Annotated in this window: 12 protein-coding genes; 3 read left to right on the top strand and 9 right to left on the bottom strand. The window is 65.4% G+C overall.

What is annotated here, in order from left to right:
• Positions 1 to 64: 64 nt before the first annotated feature.
• From LDO41_RS16285 to LDO41_RS16260, 6 genes are all read right to left on the bottom strand, one after another.
• Complete coding sequence (locus LDO41_RS16285; RefSeq protein WP_223989978.1) at positions 65 to 976, bottom strand: DMT family transporter; 912 nt, start codon at positions 974 to 976, stop codon at positions 65 to 67.
• 91 nt (positions 977 to 1,067) lie between these two features.
• The gene (locus LDO41_RS16280) at positions 1,068 to 2,552 is read right to left on the bottom strand and encodes a dihydrolipoyl dehydrogenase family protein (protein WP_223989976.1); all 1,485 of its coding nucleotides are present in this window, start codon (positions 2,550 to 2,552) and stop codon (positions 1,068 to 1,070) included.
• A gap of 90 nt (positions 2,553 to 2,642) precedes the next feature.
• Positions 2,643 to 3,635, bottom strand: a complete 993-nt coding sequence (locus LDO41_RS16275) for a patatin-like phospholipase family protein (RefSeq protein WP_223989974.1) — start codon at positions 3,633 to 3,635, stop codon at positions 2,643 to 2,645.
• 137 nt (positions 3,636 to 3,772) lie between these two features.
• Complete coding sequence (locus LDO41_RS16270) at positions 3,773 to 5,287, bottom strand: tripartite tricarboxylate transporter permease (protein WP_223989972.1); 1,515 nt, start codon at positions 5,285 to 5,287, stop codon at positions 3,773 to 3,775.
• 33 nt (positions 5,288 to 5,320) lie between these two features.
• Complete coding sequence (locus tag LDO41_RS16265; protein WP_223989970.1) at positions 5,321 to 5,794, bottom strand: tripartite tricarboxylate transporter TctB family protein; 474 nt, start codon at positions 5,792 to 5,794, stop codon at positions 5,321 to 5,323.
• Positions 5,795 to 5,867: 73 nt separating this feature from the next.
• Positions 5,868 to 6,854, bottom strand: a complete 987-nt coding sequence (locus LDO41_RS16260) for a Bug family tripartite tricarboxylate transporter substrate binding protein (RefSeq protein ID WP_377741606.1) — start codon at positions 6,852 to 6,854, stop codon at positions 5,868 to 5,870.
• A gap of 353 nt (positions 6,855 to 7,207) precedes the next feature.
• Here LDO41_RS16260 and LDO41_RS16255 point away from each other — a divergent pair, with 353 nt between their 5' ends.
• The gene (locus LDO41_RS16255; RefSeq protein WP_223989968.1) at positions 7,208 to 7,714 is read left to right on the top strand and encodes a hypothetical protein; all 507 of its coding nucleotides are present in this window, start codon (positions 7,208 to 7,210) and stop codon (positions 7,712 to 7,714) included.
• Between the two features lie 7 nt (positions 7,715 to 7,721).
• On the opposite strand, the gene LDO41_RS16250 is transcribed toward LDO41_RS16255, so the two are convergent.
• The 3 genes from LDO41_RS16250 to LDO41_RS16240 form a co-directional block, all read right to left on the bottom strand.
• The gene (locus LDO41_RS16250) at positions 7,722 to 9,497 is read right to left on the bottom strand and encodes a diguanylate cyclase (protein ID WP_223989966.1); all 1,776 of its coding nucleotides are present in this window, start codon (positions 9,495 to 9,497) and stop codon (positions 7,722 to 7,724) included.
• A gap of 162 nt (positions 9,498 to 9,659) precedes the next feature.
• Positions 9,660 to 10,853, bottom strand: a complete 1,194-nt coding sequence (locus LDO41_RS16245; protein WP_223989964.1) for an MFS transporter — start codon at positions 10,851 to 10,853, stop codon at positions 9,660 to 9,662.
• A 165-nt stretch (positions 10,854 to 11,018) separates the two neighbouring features.
• A complete protein-coding gene (locus LDO41_RS16240) occupies positions 11,019 to 12,764 on the bottom strand; it encodes a carbohydrate porin (protein WP_223989963.1) in 1,746 nt (581 codons plus the stop codon).
• A 329-nt stretch (positions 12,765 to 13,093) separates the two neighbouring features.
• On the opposite strand from LDO41_RS16240, the gene LDO41_RS16235 reads away from it, so the two are divergent.
• Together LDO41_RS16235 and rarD are read left to right on the top strand one after the other, a co-directional pair.
• The gene (locus LDO41_RS16235) at positions 13,094 to 14,236 is read left to right on the top strand and encodes a TRAP transporter substrate-binding protein (RefSeq protein WP_223989961.1); all 1,143 of its coding nucleotides are present in this window, start codon (positions 13,094 to 13,096) and stop codon (positions 14,234 to 14,236) included.
• 125 nt (positions 14,237 to 14,361) lie between these two features.
• Positions 14,362 to 15,288, top strand: a complete 927-nt coding sequence (rarD, locus tag LDO41_RS16230) for an EamA family transporter RarD (RefSeq protein WP_223989959.1) — start codon at positions 14,362 to 14,364, stop codon at positions 15,286 to 15,288.
• Positions 15,289 to 15,293 lie beyond the last annotated feature (5 nt).

Below are 15,293 nucleotides of genomic sequence, written 5' to 3'. Positions count from 1 at the left end.
CGAGCTCGAAACAACAAACGGACGCTCTGGCGTCCGTTTTTGTTTGTCCGATGCGGCACCACGTTTAACGCCGCTGTGCGAGCCAGATCCCGACACCGATCGTCGCCATGCCGACGAAGTGGTACCAGCGCGGTGGGTCGCCGAGGATGAGCGATGAGAGCAGGGCTGCGAAGATCGGGGTCAGTGTGATGAAGAACACTGGCAGCTGCGCGCCCGCGCGGGCGATTGCGCGGTCCCACGCGAAGTAGGCGAGCAGCGAGGGGACGGTCGCGACGTAGAGCAGGATGCCGGCGACCTTGGTGTTCCATGCAAGCGGATGGTCGAGCTGTGACAGCTCCCACCACGACATCGGAATGTTCACCAGCACGCCGATCACGATCTGCGCGAACAGCAGCGTCGGCAATGGCAGGTCGGGGCGATGTTTGCGCAGCAGCCACGTATAGGCACTCCACGCGACCGTCGCGGCGAGCATGAACAGATCGCCTGGTACGAAGTTCAGTTGCGCGAGGTGGACGAGGTCCCCGCGCAGCAGCACGAACGACACGCCGACGAGACACAACAGCGCGCCCGCGACGTGCCATGCCTTGACGCGTTCGCGGAAGAACGTGGCGCCGATCAGCAGCAGGAACAGCGGCGTGGACGCACCGATCAGCGTGACGTTGATCGGTGTCGACGTAGTCAGTGCCAGATACTGAAACGAGTTGTAGCTCGCGATCGACAGCACGCCCATCGCGATCAGCACGCGTGCGTGCTTGCGCAATGCGGCGCGATGCTCGATCACGCCGCGCCATACATACGGCGCGAGCAACAGCCCGGCGAGCGCCCAGCGCACGAGGTTCAGCGTGATCGGCGGCACCACGCCCGCCGCGATGCGTCCGACGATCGCGTTGCCGGCCCAGGCTAGCGGCGGGAAGGTGAGCAGGAGCAGCGTGATCCCGTCGATACGTCTGGTACTGGCGCTGGCACTCGAAGGCATGAGGTTAAAGGAGGGGCGGGAGAGGTCGCATTATCGGGCAGATCGCTGAAACACGATGTGCCCATGCTGGCGACCATACTTTCCGGAGGCTTCAGCCGAATAACTCCTCGGCCACGGTCGGATGCAGGGCCAGCGTGGTTTTCAGATGCGACGCCTTGACCCCCAGTCGCAACGCAAGCGCGAACACCTGGACGATTTCCGGTGCAGCATTGTCCAGCAGATGCGCGCCCAGCACGCGCCCACTGCGCGCGTTGAACACGAGCTTGAACACCGACGGTTGCGCCATGCCGCCAAAGCGATTCTCGAGCGATACAAAGCGTCGGATCTCGGTGCGAATGCGCTCGGGCTTGCCCGCGGCTTCGATGGCCTCCGCCTCGGTCAGTCCCACCGCCCCGACGGCCGGCTCGCTGAACACCGCCGTCGGCACGACCTCGAGGTCCGCCATGTCGCCGCGTTTGCCAAACAGTCGGTCGGCCAGCCAGCGCCCCTGCGCCACCGCCACCGGCGTCAGTTGCAGACTGTCGGTGCAATCGCCAATCGCATGCAACCCGCGCACCGATGTCCGAAACTGCCGATCGACGCGAATGCCGCCGTTATCGCCGAACTCGATATCAAGAGCCTCGAGGCCGAGGCCCTGCACATTGGGATCGCGTCCGATCGCGGCCAGCACCGCCTGCGCGCGCACGCTCTGCTTGCGGTCATTCTGCGTGTAGCAAACCTCGTACGCGCCATTGGCCTGCGATATCAGCGTGACCGCAGTGTTGAAATGCACGCGCACGCCCTTGCGCGTCAGCGCCTCCGCCAGCGACTGCGCAATGTCGTGATCGAAGCGACTGAGCAGGCGATCCTCGCGCACCAGCAAATCGACTTTCACGCCGTACCGCGCCAGGATCGAGGCCTGCTCCACGGCGATGTAACCGCCGCCGATCACCACCAGCGAGCCGGGAACCGATTGCCACGTGAACACATCGTCGGACGTGCTCACGAGTTCGCCACCGGGAACCTCGAGCGGACGCGGATGCGCACCGGTGGCCACCACGATCTTGCGCGCGCGAATGGTCTCGTTGCCGATGCGAACCTCGCCGGGCGCGGCAATCTCGGCATCACCATGCAGGATCTCAACGCCCGACTCGTGCAATCGCTGCGAGAACGATGCGGTCAGGCGTGCCACCTCCGCATTCACGCGCACGATCGCATCGGACCAGTCTTCCTTGCCACCAGTGTGGGAAAGACACGTCGACAGAATCGACGCCCAGCTCGCACCGTACGACAGCATCTTCTTGGGCACACAGCCCCGATGCACGCAGGTGCCGCCGATCGCATCGCGCTCCACCAGCACAGTGCGCGCACCGAGCGATGCCGCCCGCCGCGCCGTAGCCACGCCGCCCGAGCCGCCACCGATCACGACGAGGTCCACCTCACGCGGCTTCGCAGGCCGGCGCGCGCGGGTGCGACGCGGCACGTTCTCGATCGGGGTCTCGGCGCCGACCTCGCGCGCCCGGCGCTTTTCCCTGACGGGTGCCACGGCGGTGCTGGCGATGGTTTCGGCTTGCGCGGATGACTGACGCTTGGGCATGCATATCTCCCTTGTCTGGCGGCCGCGCCGGCTTAAAGACGCGCGGACGCGCGTGCGACGACGGCTCGGAAAAACACGACGACGCCGATGTCAGGACACCGGCAACAGATCCTGCTCAACAATTGAGGGCCAATCGCGTAGAAAAGTTTCCCCATCGCGTCGACCAAGGTCATACGCGTCGCGCATGCCATCGGGCCGGGTGTAGTCCCAACTCGAGATCGGCACGCGTTGCGACGGTTGCAGATACAGGCGGCGCTGTCGGCCATGATCGACAACGCGATCGACCACAAAGCGCCGCGGACGCGGATACAGCCGCGTCACCAGCACCAGCACATTGCCCGGCGTGTCGTCGAGCGCATCGACCGGCACGTTGTCCACCATGCCACCGTCGAGCACCGCGCGTCCATCGCGGCGCAACACCGGCGTGAACGGTGGCGTGCAGGCCGATTGCAGCAGCAGATCGGCCAGCGCCTCCGGCGAGGCGCAGTCCTGCGCGCGCACGAACTCGGGGCGAAAGCCGAGCTTGCGACCGAGCCGCGGATGCAGCGTCTTGAGAAGGTGCTTGTCGATGTTGTACGCGAGCAGCCCCGCCGCAACGGCCAATCGCGGTCCGCTCCAGCGCGGGATATGCGCGACACCGATACGAATCTCGGGCGCATGGCGCAGTCGCGCGAAACGATCGTCGCCCAGCAGTGACAGCAATGCGCCGCGATAGATACCGTAGTGGGGGAAGACACGCTCGCGGCCCAGCAGATTGCCCCAATAGGCATTGCGGCGATTGTCCGCAAGCGCGCGGCGGTAGTACGCCATGGTCTGGTGCGAGTCGTGCGTGTAGACCATGCACGCGGTGGCGGCGCCCGCGGAGATGCCCGCGATAACGCGTGGCGCGAGCCGCAGCTCCGGAGCCACGACGTCCCACCATCCAGCCTGCCACCAGCAGCGATTGCCGCCGCCGGCAAAGACGATCTGATCGAATGCGCCAGACGCTGCCTCACGCGCGAGACGATCGTCACCTGCGCCGGGGTACGCACTAAGGTGCGATGCAGCGTGCGGTGCGATGTGCGAAACAGCAGCTGGTGTCATGGCGCTTCCTCGTCGGGAACCGGGCTTGCGCCATCATACCGGACTCTTCTCGAATGAATCCGTTTGGGGTCGGGCCGCGCTTAGGCGGCCCCTCAGGCGGCCCCTGAGGCGGCCCTCAGGGAACCCTCAAGGGAAACTCAGGCGGCGTTGTCGGCCTCGGCGCGCGCCGACGAGCGACTGGCATGCCAGCGCAGCAGACGCGGCACCACCACCACGGCCACGGTCATCGCGAGAATCGTTGCCGAGATCGGCTGCTTCACAAAGAGGCTCCAGTCGCCCTGGCCGATCGACAGCGCGTTGCGCAGTTGCTTCTCCGCCATGGGGCCGAGGATCAGGCCGACGATGACCGGCGCGGTCGGGAAGTCGAAGCGACGCATCGCCATGCCAAGCAGGCCGATCACGAACAGCAGGAACAGGTCGAACCACGACTGGCGAATGCCGTAGGCGCCCAGCCCCGCGAAGATCAGGATGCCGCCGTACAGCAGCGGCGTAGGCACGCGTAGCATACGCACCCACAGGCCGATCGCCGGCAGGTTCAGCACCAGCAGCATCACGTTGCCGATATACAGCGAGGCCAGCAGACCCCAGACCAGATCGCCCGAGGTCTGGAACAGCATCGGGCCCGGTTGCAGGTTGTAGTTCTGGAACGCGGCGAGCAGGATCGCGGTGGTGTTCGAGGTCGGGATGCCGAGCGTGAGCAGCGGGGCGAGCGTCGCCGTCACGGCTGCATTGTTCGCAGCCTCCGGACCCGCCACGCCTTCGATCGCGCCCACCTTGCCGAACTCGTCCTTGTGGTTCGACAGCTTCTTCTCGGTGGCATAGGACAGGAACGTCGGGATCTCCGCGCCGCCCGCCGGAATCAGCCCGAACGGAAAGCCGATCAGCGTACCGCGCAGCCACGCCGGCACCGAACGGCGCCAGTCGGACTTGTTCATATGCACCGAGCTCAGCTTGTTGAACGAGCCATCGGGTTGCGGGAAGAACGCGTTGAACAATGCCTCGCCCACCGCGAACAGACCCACCGCCACCACGACGATATCCACCCCGTCGTAGAGCTCCTGGACGTTCATCGAATAACGCGTCTGGCCCGACAGCGAGTCCATGCCGATCAGGCCAATGCCGAGACCGAGGAACAGGCTGGTCATGCCGCGCAGCAGCGACGAACCGAGCACGGCCGACACCGTCGTGAACGCGAGCAGCATGATCATGAAGTACTCGCCCGGACCGAACTGCAGCGCCACGTCGGCGGCCACCGGCGCGAACAGCGACAGCAGGACCGTGGCGATGGTGCCAGCCACGAACGACCCGATCGCGGCGGTCGCGAGTGCGGGACCCGCACGGCCATTCTTGGCCATGAGGTTGCCCTCCATCGCTGTGACCATCGTCGAGGACTCGCCCGGCGTGTTCATCAGGATCGAGGTGGTGGAGCCACCGTACATCGCACCATAGTAGATGCCCGCGAACATGATCAGCGCGGCAGTGGGTTCGACCTTCGCGGTCAGCGGCAGCAGCATCGCCACCGTCAGCGCGGGGCCGATGCCGGGCAGCACGCCGATCGCGGTACCGAGGAAGCAACCCACGAGCGCCCACAGCAGGTTGATGGGCGTGATGGCCACGGCAAAGCCGTGCATCAACTGGTTCAGTGTGTCCATGTCAGTGTCCTCTCCTGTTCTTCTCTGGCGCGCTCAGAAGCCGGCCACGGGCAGCAACGGCAGATTGATGCCGAGCAGAAAATCGAACAGCACCCACATGGGCACCGTAATGGCCAGACCGATCAGGCCATCGCGCACGATGCGGCGGCTGCCGTAGCCACGCGCAACGCAGATCATCATCAGCGTCGACGCGAACACGAAACCGAGTGTGCCGATCAGCGCCATGTTGGCAACCAGGCCCGCCGCGACCCACAGGAAGCCCTTGAAGTTGTGCGGCGCCGACGGCAGCTCGGCATCTTCCTCGGGCATGTTGCGGAAGCCCCCGCGCACGCCTTGCCAGGTCAGCAGGGCACCGCATACCGCCAGTCCGATACCGACCAGCGTGGGCACAAAGCGCGGCGAGAGACCGGCGTAGCCTTCTTCGCCCGAAATGCCAGGAATGCCGGCGAAGAAGAACGCCGAGATTGCCAGCACGGCGATGCCGATGACGACATGGGACGGTTTCATGTGAGCTTCCTGCAAGAAAACGAAGACAGCCCGGGCTGGTGGGTGCGCCCGGGCTCGTGGGACGGGAGGTGACTTACTTCGCCACGCCCAGTTCGCGCAGCGTGGTACCCAGACGCAGGGATTCGGCATCGACGAACTTGCCGAACTCGTCGCCGGTCAGCAGGAACGGCGTCCAGTCGTTCTTCTGCAGCGCGTCCTTCCACACCTTGTTCTCGGTGGCCTTCACCACGGCATCGATGAGCGCCTTGCGCTGGTCGGGCGTGATGCCCGGCGCGCCGTACACACCGCGCCAGTTGTAGATCTCGACGTTCACGCCTTGCTCCTTGAGCGTCGGCAGATCGGCGGTGCGATCCTTCGAGGTCACGGCCAGCGCGCGCATCTTGCCGGTCTTGATAAACGGCAGGAACTCGGACACGCCCGCGATACCGACCGTCACGTGACCGCCGAGAATCGATGCCGATGCCTCGCCGCCGCCGGCAAACGGCACGTAGTTGATCTTCTTCGGATCGACGCCGATGTCCTTGGCGATCAGGCCCGCGAGGATGTGGTCGATCGAACCTTTGGAGCCGCCGCCCCAGCTCACGCTGCCTGGATTGGCCTTGAGCTGCGTGGTCAGGTCCTTGAGCGTCTTGATCGGCGAATTGGCCGCCACGGTCAGCACCATCGTGTCCGCGTAGAGACGCGCGACCGGCGTCGCGTTCTTGAGCGTGACCGGCGGATGGCTGGTCTCGATCGCGCCGACCATCACCGCGCCCGTCACCACCAGCGCATTCGGGTTGCCCTTGTCGCTGTTGACGAACTGCGTCAGGCCGATGGTGCCACCCGCGCCACCCTTGTTGTCGTAGGACGCGCCCTTGGCCACGCCCGCTGCAATCATGGCCGCGCCGAGCGAACGGCCGGTCTGGTCATAACCGCCGCCGGGATTGGCGCCGATCATCACCTTGACGTTGTCGAGCGCGAACGCGGGCGATGCCACAGCGGCCATCGCGAACGTGGCGGATGCGAGCGCGACCTGGGCCAGGCGTTGCAGGGAATGACGGTGGTGCAGCGACTTGTTCATCGCGGTCTCCTGTGTCTTTTTTGATGGGGCGATTCGAATGGCCCGATTCTAGGAGCGACAAACTGTCAAACACCTGTCAATTTGCTTGCAACGTGCTCGGGGTTTACCTGCGGTTGTCTGCTTTGTCTGGCCATGCGTGCGCCAATGACTGCATGCATTCGGTCATTTCGCTGTCATTTCGCGTTTTTGCCACAGAGCGCGATAGCAAGGCAGATCTAAACATCTTTGACTTGGCGTCCGATAGACAACTCACTAGGATTGCTCCGTGACTGCAACACTTAGTTACAGTTCTGGGAACATCCGCAACGCATAAAAAAGCGGGTGGCCAATTGGATGTCATTCAGGGGTCAAGCATGGACACAACGATCAGAGCGGCCGATGGCTGGCCGCCGGAGCTCGATGCGGCGGGGATGGCCGATGGGGATCGCGGCATCTGGAAAAGCACGGTAGCGGCAGCGAGCCAGGCGCTCGAGGCTGCCAAGGGCATGCACCAGACCGTGGGGCAGACGCTCAAGCTGCAGCGCAAGATCATGGCGCTGCGCGAGGAGCTGCATCGCGCGGAAGCGGAACGCGACCTGTATCGCGACCTGCATACGCGCACCGTCGATGAACTCAACCAGACGCTCGACCTGAGCCCTGCCGAATGGCAGCGGCTGCGCGCCGAGTCGGAGACGCTGCAGATCCGCCATCGCGCGTACAAGCTGCTGGTCCAGCATTACGCGCGGACCGGTGCGGTCATCGAGCCGGCGATCTTTGCCGAGCAGCGCAGCCGCGTGCAGCAACACATCCTCTTTCAGCGTCGCAAGGGGATTCCGGTCTCGGTGATCACCGTCGAGGACATTACGTTCCTGCTGCGCTGAGCGCCATTCATGCGCCTGTCGCCATCGCATCGTCCGTGCTGACGGTGCGATTGCGGCCGCTTGCCTTGGCGGCGTAGAGGCGACGATCGGCATTGGCGAGCAATACATCGAGCGTGGTGCCATCACGAGGACCAGCCTCCACCACGCCGATCGAGATCGTGAAGTGGATGCGCCCATCGCGCTCGGCACGCGCCGCGGCCGCTGCATCGGGCGCGGGCGTTACCGCAAACCCTTCGATCGCCACGCGCAGTCGCTCCGCGGCCAGCACGGCGTCGGCCAACGTGGCCCCGGGCAGCAGCACCGCAAACTCCTCGCCGCCGAGGCGCGCCGGGACATCGATCGTGCGTAGCTGTTCGCGCATCAGCGTGGCCATCCCCGCAAGCACGCGGTCGCCGCTCGCGTGACCCCACTTGTCGTTGACGCGCTTGAAGAAGTCGATATCGACCATCATCAGCGCGAGCGGATGCCGATGGCGCAGCCGACGTTCGGTCTCCTGCTCGAACAACAATTGAAAGTGCCGCCGGTTGGCCAGGCCCGTCAGCGGATCGTACTCGGCGAGTTCCTGCAGCTTCTCGCCTAGTGCGAGGTAGTGATCGAACAGGTGCGTGACGACGAACAGCGTGACCCACAGCAGAAGCGGCAGCAGCAACCATACCGCCAGCAGCACCGGACTCATGCGCGCCAGCATGGCATCGAAGCGTTGACGCGGCGAGATCGCTTCGAACAGCACCCAGTTGCCATTGGCGGCCTGCTGGTACACCAGCGTGTAGGCACCGTGGCGCAGCGCGCCCGCGCGATCCTCGAACAGGCGTGTGGGTGGGACATCGCGCCAGTCGCCGGGCACGCCCGCGGGCCAGCGCTGCCCGCTTGCCACCGCACCCTGCGAAGCGGACACGAAAGCGCCATCGCGACCCATCAGATAGACCGTGTCGTCGGGCGCGTTGCCTTCGTTGAGCAACCCCTGCAGGCGCGTCTGCGCGACGTCCACCGCAATCACGCCACGGAATGTGGTACTCGATTGCGCGCCAGAACGGCTGCCGGCATGGATCGGTATGCTCAACGTGCTGATCAGTTGGCCATCGCCGAACTGCGTGTAGTTGGAGATCCAGCGTGGTTCGTCGCCCTCTGTGCGATCGGGCAGCATGCTGCGATAGTAGGGCATCGCATCGAAGCGGCGCACGAGCGCCGGCACCAGCGCGCGATCCTGCTCGGGGTAGACCACGTACAGCCCATTGGCCGAGATAAACAGCACGTTCAGGTGTACGCGGTCCTGACGCGCCAGCAGCCCCAGCAGCGGACTCAATGCGCGCGCGACGCGCAGGTCGTCGCGCAGGTCATCGTCGCGCCGCGCAAACCCCGACAATCCCTCGAGTTCTTTCTCACCGACACCGATCACGGGCGCGACGCCAGGCCCGGCCGACAACGTCCACACGGGGTCGTTGCGCGCGGCATAGGCGCGATCGAGCGCGGGATCTTCCGCAGCCGTGGCCGCAGCTACCGCCGCATCCGCCAGCAGCGCATAGTGCTCCGTGGCGGAGTCGCGCAGAAACTCAAGGCGTTGCCGCTCAGTGGCAAACACCGCGCCCACGCCGAGCGCGCGCAGGGCCAGACTGTGCTGACGTTCCGCGAGCGCGCGCTCGTCCTCCTTCCAGACTTCGCGTGCGCCGATCACGAACATCAACAGCATCACTATCGCAAAGCAGATCACCACCACGCGTTGCGGGTACAGGATTGCCGCACGCGGCAGCCAGCGTGGCTGCGGCACAAGTTTGCGCCAGACCATCGAGTGGACTCCCGATGCGGAGGTCCGGTGGACCCCGGCAGCGCCGCGGGCGTCGGCGATAGGCGCGCGATCGGTGAGGCCGGTCGGCGCGTGCCCGTCGGCTCAGTGTAGGATACGCGCATGCGCGAGGGGCGGCCCGGCCGTGCCGGCGTTACCTCAGCGTCAGGCGCGATCGGTACGGAAATAAAGCAGCGCCAGCAGCGGCGGGGCAAAGCCGATCCAGCTCGCGAGGCTCCAGCCGCCGTGCGCGAACGCCCAGGCGCCGGCCCAGGAACCGATCGCGCCGCCGATAAAGAAGATCGCCATAAAGAGCCCGTTCAGGCGGCTGCGATGTTCAGGGCTGAGCGCGAAGATCGCGCGCTGGCTGATAACGAGATTCGTCGACACGCCGAAGTCGAGCAGGATCGCGGCCGCGGTCAGCGACAGCAACGACAGCAGCGAGCCCTCCGCACCGATGCGACTCAGAAGGAAAGCGCCCGCACCGATTGCCAACGCGAGCGCGGTCATCTGCCGGCTGTGCCCGCGGTCCGCATAGCGGCCCGCCATCGGCGCGGCGATCGCACCGGCCACGCCGACCAGCGCGAACACGGCAATGCCGGTCTGCGACATATGGAAGGTTGGGCCTGCGAGATATAGCGGCGACGTAGTCCAGAACAGGCTGAACACACCGAACAGGCTTGCCTGGTACAACGCGCGCCGTCGCAACACGGGTTGCGTACGCACGAGCGCCCACATCGAGGCGAGCGTCGGCAGGTAGCCGGCGGAAGGTGGTGGCTGACGCCGCGGCAGCTTGCGCGCGAGCACGATGGCCAGCAGCACCATCGCCACCGCGGACACCGCGAAGATCGTGTGCCAGCCGAAGGCATCCGCGAACAGGCTCGAAATCGGTCGCGCAAGCATGATGCCCATCAGCAGGCCGCTCGTGACATTGCCCACCGCGCGGCCGCGCGCATGGTCCGGCGCGAGATGCGCGGCGAAGGGCACGAGCACCTGCGCCGCCACCGAGCACAGGCCAATCGCGGCACCGGCCATCAGGAACACGCTGGCATGCGTGGCAAACGCGGCCGCGACCAGCGCCACCGCATTGCCGCCGATCAGCGCGACGATCAAGCGCCGGTTCTCGACGATATCGCCAAGCGGCACCAGTAGCAGCAGGCCGACGCAATAGCCGATCTGGATCAGCGTGACGATGAGTCCGGCGATCTCGGGCGATAGCGCCAGCGCATGCGCAATGGGGCCAACCAGCGGCTGGGGGTAATAGAGGTTGGCCACGACCATGCCGCATGCAACGGCGAGCAATGGCGTGATCCAGGCCGGCTGCCTGACGGCGGCGGTGTGAGACGTGGCGGTGGTCATCGATGGGTGGAGATCGAAACTGCGCGGAGAGACTGCCGTGGGCGATCTCGCGTCGCACATCGGAACGGCCGCATCGAAAAAGACTGAGGAAGCGCGATTCTACGCGCGGGCCAATAAACTGGCTGGCACGGGGTTAATCGTCCCCGCGTGCCTCCGTCTGGTGCATTACCAGCGGCGATTGAGCTGCACGCCGAAGATCGAGCCGCTGGCCTGCGATGCCCACGCTTCGGCGGGCGCCGCGAACGTGATGCCATCAACGTCGTTGGCGCGGCTGTACGTGTAGAACGCGCGCAGGTTGGCATTGCCGGCCGACTTGCCCAGCGTCAGCGTCGGCGCCACGGTCACTGCGGTACGCTGGCCACCTACGCCAAAGCCCGACGAAATCTGGTCGTGCGCCACCTCGAACATGAGCTTGAACTGATCGCTGGCCACATAGGTAGGACGTACGCGCGTGGCCGCCCACTGCAGCGTGCCGATCGCCGAACGATCGAGCTGCAGGCTCGACTCGACGGAACCGCCGATGCCCGACGCGCTCTTCCATTCCATCGACTCAGCCATCCGCACGCGCGAGAGATCGTTGCCCATGCCGCTATAGCCGGTCATAGCAGTGCGCGAGCCCTGCCCGTACTGCACGCCGAAGCGATTGGTGCCCAGTAGCACGTCCTTCTGTTCATGCATGGCCGAGGCCCACCAGGCGCTGCCGGTATTTTCCATCGCGGAGAGCGGCTCCACGCGCGTAAAGCCTACCTGCACGGCGCCCTTGTCGTTGGTACCGATCGGCGCGCTGCGTACCGAGTGGTAGCTCGGCAGGTTGGCACCGTTGAAATCGCTGCGCGCGGTGTACTGATAGTTGAGGCCGAAGTTGCCCACCTTGGCGTTGTCGACACCAAATCGCATCGACGGTGAACTCGGCGGCAGCAGACCCGACGACATCAGGAACGGATTCGTATCGCGACGGCCGGCCCATACGCTGGCATCGTCGAGCACCTTGAGGCCACCGCGCGAGAATCCGCTGACCGACGTGTACACCTGCGGCAACAACGCGTACGGATCCACGGCCGCAGGCCGGCCGTTGACCGACGTGGCCTCGGTGCCTTTGGCCTGGGCGACGAGTTGTACCTGTGCGCCGCCATCGAGGTCCATCAGCGATTCGCGCACCTTCACCTCGCCGGTGCTGCTACACGCCAGACCGCCATTGACACCCGCGGAAGGCGTACCGCCGCCGGTGCAGGCGCGCTCGTTACGCGGTTGGTCCACGGCCGCGCGGCCGCTGTAGCCGAGACGCCAGACCGAAGCGCCGGCGGGGTCGTCGGCCGGCAATTGCGAGCGCAGCACGGGCGGCTTGTCCGAAGGCGTGGCATTGCTGTCACCGTCGCTCGCCAGGGTCGTTTCCGCGGTCCCCTGCGCGGGCTGTGTATCGGGATGCGCGGGAAACTCTCCGAGCCGATTCGGGAACAGCACGAGCGGGGGCGGTGGAGGCGGGGGCGGTGCGAGCTCGTCGGGCGGACCGACAAAGTCCGGATTCAGGGCAAGCGGCGCAGCGGTGGGTACGGCCGCGGGCGTGATATTGGACGCGGACGACACGGCCTCCGCGGACGGCTCGATCGAGGGCTGGCCCTCCTGCGCCCCGATCAGTGCTGCAAGCGGATCCGCCACGCTTTCGGCGGGTACTCCGGCGGGCAATCCGGCGGGCAACTCGGCGGGCAATCCTTTGGCGGGCACGATCTCAGCCGCCACAGCGGGCTGCGCCGAGGCCATGGCTACTGGCGGCACCGTCGCATGCGCCACCTGCGGTGGCCGCGCCACGTCCGGCACGACCTGCGCGCAGGCGCCGACACTCCACGCCGCCAAAATGGCGAACGTGAGGCGATTGGTACGCAAACGAGAGGGGATAGGTGCCGAAAGCTGCATGAATTCGTTCAGGCCCGCAGGACGAAGTCCGAGACCGGGCTCAGTTTTTAACAGGCGACCGATTGGACCGCAAGCCGGGTTACAAAATCCGCTCGCCGTGTGTCTTCTCACGATACGAAACTCTTGGCCCTTTGTATGCGACAACTGCCTGGCATGGGTGCGCGAGCGCCCGTTTCAGGGGTGTCGCAAGTAGGCGAAAACCCCCATCGAAGCGGGGCTCCGTGCCCAAAAAGCCACCGCTATAATCGGCAGGCCCTGCCCGTCACGTGCTTTAGATGTCTCGTGCATCGGACAGTCAGTCATACAGATCTATAACGAGGAGATATCTGATGGAACGTCGTTCCTTCCTTTTGAAGGCGGGCGCTGTTGCCGCCACCGGGGCAGGTCTTGCCGCATGCGGCAAGGAAGAAAAGGCCGCAGCGCCGGCAGCCGCGGCGAGCGGTCCCGCCGCACCGGCCGTGATCGGCAGCAACCCTGCCGTGGAATGGCGTCTGGCCTCGAGCTTCCCGAAGTCGCTCGACACGATCTACGGCGGTGCCGAGACGCTGTCCGCGCGTGTGAAGGAACTGACCGACGGCAAGTTCAACATCAAGGTTTTCGCGGCCGGTGAAATCGTGCCGGGCCTGCAGGTGCTGGACGCCGTGCAGAATCAAACCGTGCAAATCGGCCATACGGCGGGCTATTACTACTTCGGCAAGAACCCGACGCTGTGCTTCGACACGACGATCCCGTTTGGCCTGACCGCGCGCCAGCAGACCGCCTGGATGATGCAGGGCAACGGCATGAAGCTGATGCGCGAGTTCTTCAAGGAATACAACATCGTCAACTTCATGGGCGGCAATACGTGCGCCCAGATGGGCGGCTGGTTCCGCAAGGAGATCAAGTCGGTAGCCGACCTGCAGGGCCTGAAGTACCGCGTGGCCGGCTTCGCGGGCGTGGTGCTCGCGCGCCTGGGTGTGGTGCCGCAGCAGATCGCCGGCGGCGACATCTACCCCGCGCTGGAAAAGGGCACGATCGACGCGGCCGAGTGGGTGGGCCCGTACGACGACGAGAAGCTCGGCTTCTACAAGGTGGCGCCTTATTACTATTACCCGGGCTGGTGGGAAGGCAGCGCGCAGCTGTCGTTCTACGTGTCCTCGCCCGAGTACGAGAAGCTGCCGAAGCTGTACAAGGCCGCGCTCGAGACCGCGACCATCGAGGCACACACGTCGATGCAGGCCAAGTACGACACCGTGAACCCGCAGGCACTTGCGCGTCTGCTCGAAAACGGCGTGAAGCTGCGTCCGTTCTCGCGCGAAATCCTGGAAGCCTGCTTCAAGGCCACCCAGGGCGCGTATGCGGACGAGGTCGCCAAGAACCCGTCGTTCAAGAAGATCTATGACGACTGGCGCGTGTTCCGCAACAACGAAGCGCAGTGGTTCAACGTGGCCGAGCAGGCGTTCGCGCAGTTCAGCTTCTCGCACAAGCTGTAAGCCCTGACGGGCTCCGGGGGATGGTGAGACGGTGCAACCCCTGCACCGTTTCTGGGCGACAATCGAGCCCGCACAGACACCATCCCCTCATCGACATTCGTGCGAGGGGAGAAAGTACACCCTCCATGCAACTCGGCATTCTTTACGCGCTGCTCGCGTACATCATCTGGGGCCTCCTGCCCCTCTACATCAAGTCCGTTCACGGCGTAGCGCCGCTCGAGATCCTGCTGCACCGGATGGTGTGGTCGCTCGTGTTCCTCGGCGCGATCCTGCTCTGGCGCCGGCACTTCAGCTGGCTGCGCCAGGTCGCGACCAATCCAAAGCTGATCCTCGGTTTCGCCGCGAGCGCGGCGCTGCTGTGCGGCAACTGGTTTATCTATATCTGGGCGGTCTCGGCCAATCGCGTGGTCGATGCGAGCCTCGGTTACTTCATCAATCCGCTGTTCAGCGTGCTGCTCGGCGTGCTGTTCCTGCATGAGCGGCTGCGCCCCGGGCAGTGGCTGTCGATTGCCGTGGCCGCCGCCGGCGTGCTCTGGCTCACGTTGAGCGCGGGACAACTGCCGTGGATCGCGCTGGCGCTGGCAGGCACCTTCGGCGGGTATGGGCTGCTGCGCAAGACCGGCGCGCTGGGCGCGCTCGAGGGCCTGTCGCTCGAAACGCTGATCCTGTTCCCGGTGGCGGCCATCGCGCTGGGCTACCTGATCATGACCGGGCAGGACACCACGCGCCACGCAGCACCAGGTACGCAATTCCTGCTGTTGATGGCGGGCCCGGTCACCGCCGTGCCGCTGCTGTTCTTTGCCGCGGGCGCGCGCCGGATCCCGCTCTCGTTGCTGGGTCTGCTCCAGTACACCGGCCCGACGCTGCAACTGCTGCTGGGCATCTGGCTCTGGCATGAACCGTTTCCGGAGCAGAAGCAGATTGGCTACGCGCTGATCTGGGTCTCGCTGGTGATTTATGCGTTTGAAAGCTTCTGGATGTCCCGGCGCGTCCCATTGGTGACCGCTCCGGCCGCTGCTGCCACCGACGGTAATTATCGACCGAAGGAATGAGACGA

It is taken from the genome of Cupriavidus pampae (genome assembly GCF_914271485.1).
Classification (GTDB): Bacteria; Pseudomonadota; Gammaproteobacteria; order Burkholderiales; family Burkholderiaceae; genus Cupriavidus; species Cupriavidus pampae.
This window is presented reverse-complemented; position numbering and strand designations above follow the sequence as displayed.

Bases quoted from the DNA above. Each gene is read 5' to 3' on its own strand.
- LDO41_RS16285 (WP_223989978.1), bottom strand. From the start codon at position 976: ATGCCTTCGAGTGCCAGCGCCAGTACCAGACGTATCGACGGGATCACG.
- LDO41_RS16270 (WP_223989972.1), bottom strand. From the start codon at position 5,287: ATGGACACACTGAACCAGTTGATGCACGGCTTTGCCGTGGCCATCACG.
- LDO41_RS16250 (WP_223989966.1), bottom strand. From the start codon at position 9,497: ATGGTCTGGCGCAAACTTGTGCCGCAGCCACGCTGGCTGCCGCGTGCG.
- LDO41_RS16280 (WP_223989976.1), bottom strand. From the start codon at position 2,552: ATGCCCAAGCGTCAGTCATCCGCGCAAGCCGAAACCATCGCCAGCACC.
- LDO41_RS16275 (WP_223989974.1), bottom strand. From the start codon at position 3,635: ATGACACCAGCTGCTGTTTCGCACATCGCACCGCACGCTGCATCGCAC.
- LDO41_RS16255 (WP_223989968.1), top strand. From the start codon at position 7,208: ATGGACACAACGATCAGAGCGGCCGATGGCTGGCCGCCGGAGCTCGAT.
- LDO41_RS16245 (WP_223989964.1), bottom strand. From the start codon at position 10,853: ATGACCACCGCCACGTCTCACACCGCCGCCGTCAGGCAGCCGGCCTGG.
- LDO41_RS16260 (WP_377741606.1), bottom strand. From the start codon at position 6,854: ATGAACAAGTCGCTGCACCACCGTCATTCCCTGCAACGCCTGGCCCAG.
- LDO41_RS16240 (WP_223989963.1), bottom strand. From the start codon at position 12,764: ATGCAGCTTTCGGCACCTATCCCCTCTCGTTTGCGTACCAATCGCCTC.
- rarD (WP_223989959.1), top strand. From the start codon at position 14,362: ATGCAACTCGGCATTCTTTACGCGCTGCTCGCGTACATCATCTGGGGC.
- LDO41_RS16235 (WP_223989961.1), top strand. From the start codon at position 13,094: ATGGAACGTCGTTCCTTCCTTTTGAAGGCGGGCGCTGTTGCCGCCACC.
- LDO41_RS16265 (WP_223989970.1), bottom strand. From the start codon at position 5,794: ATGAAACCGTCCCATGTCGTCATCGGCATCGCCGTGCTGGCAATCTCG.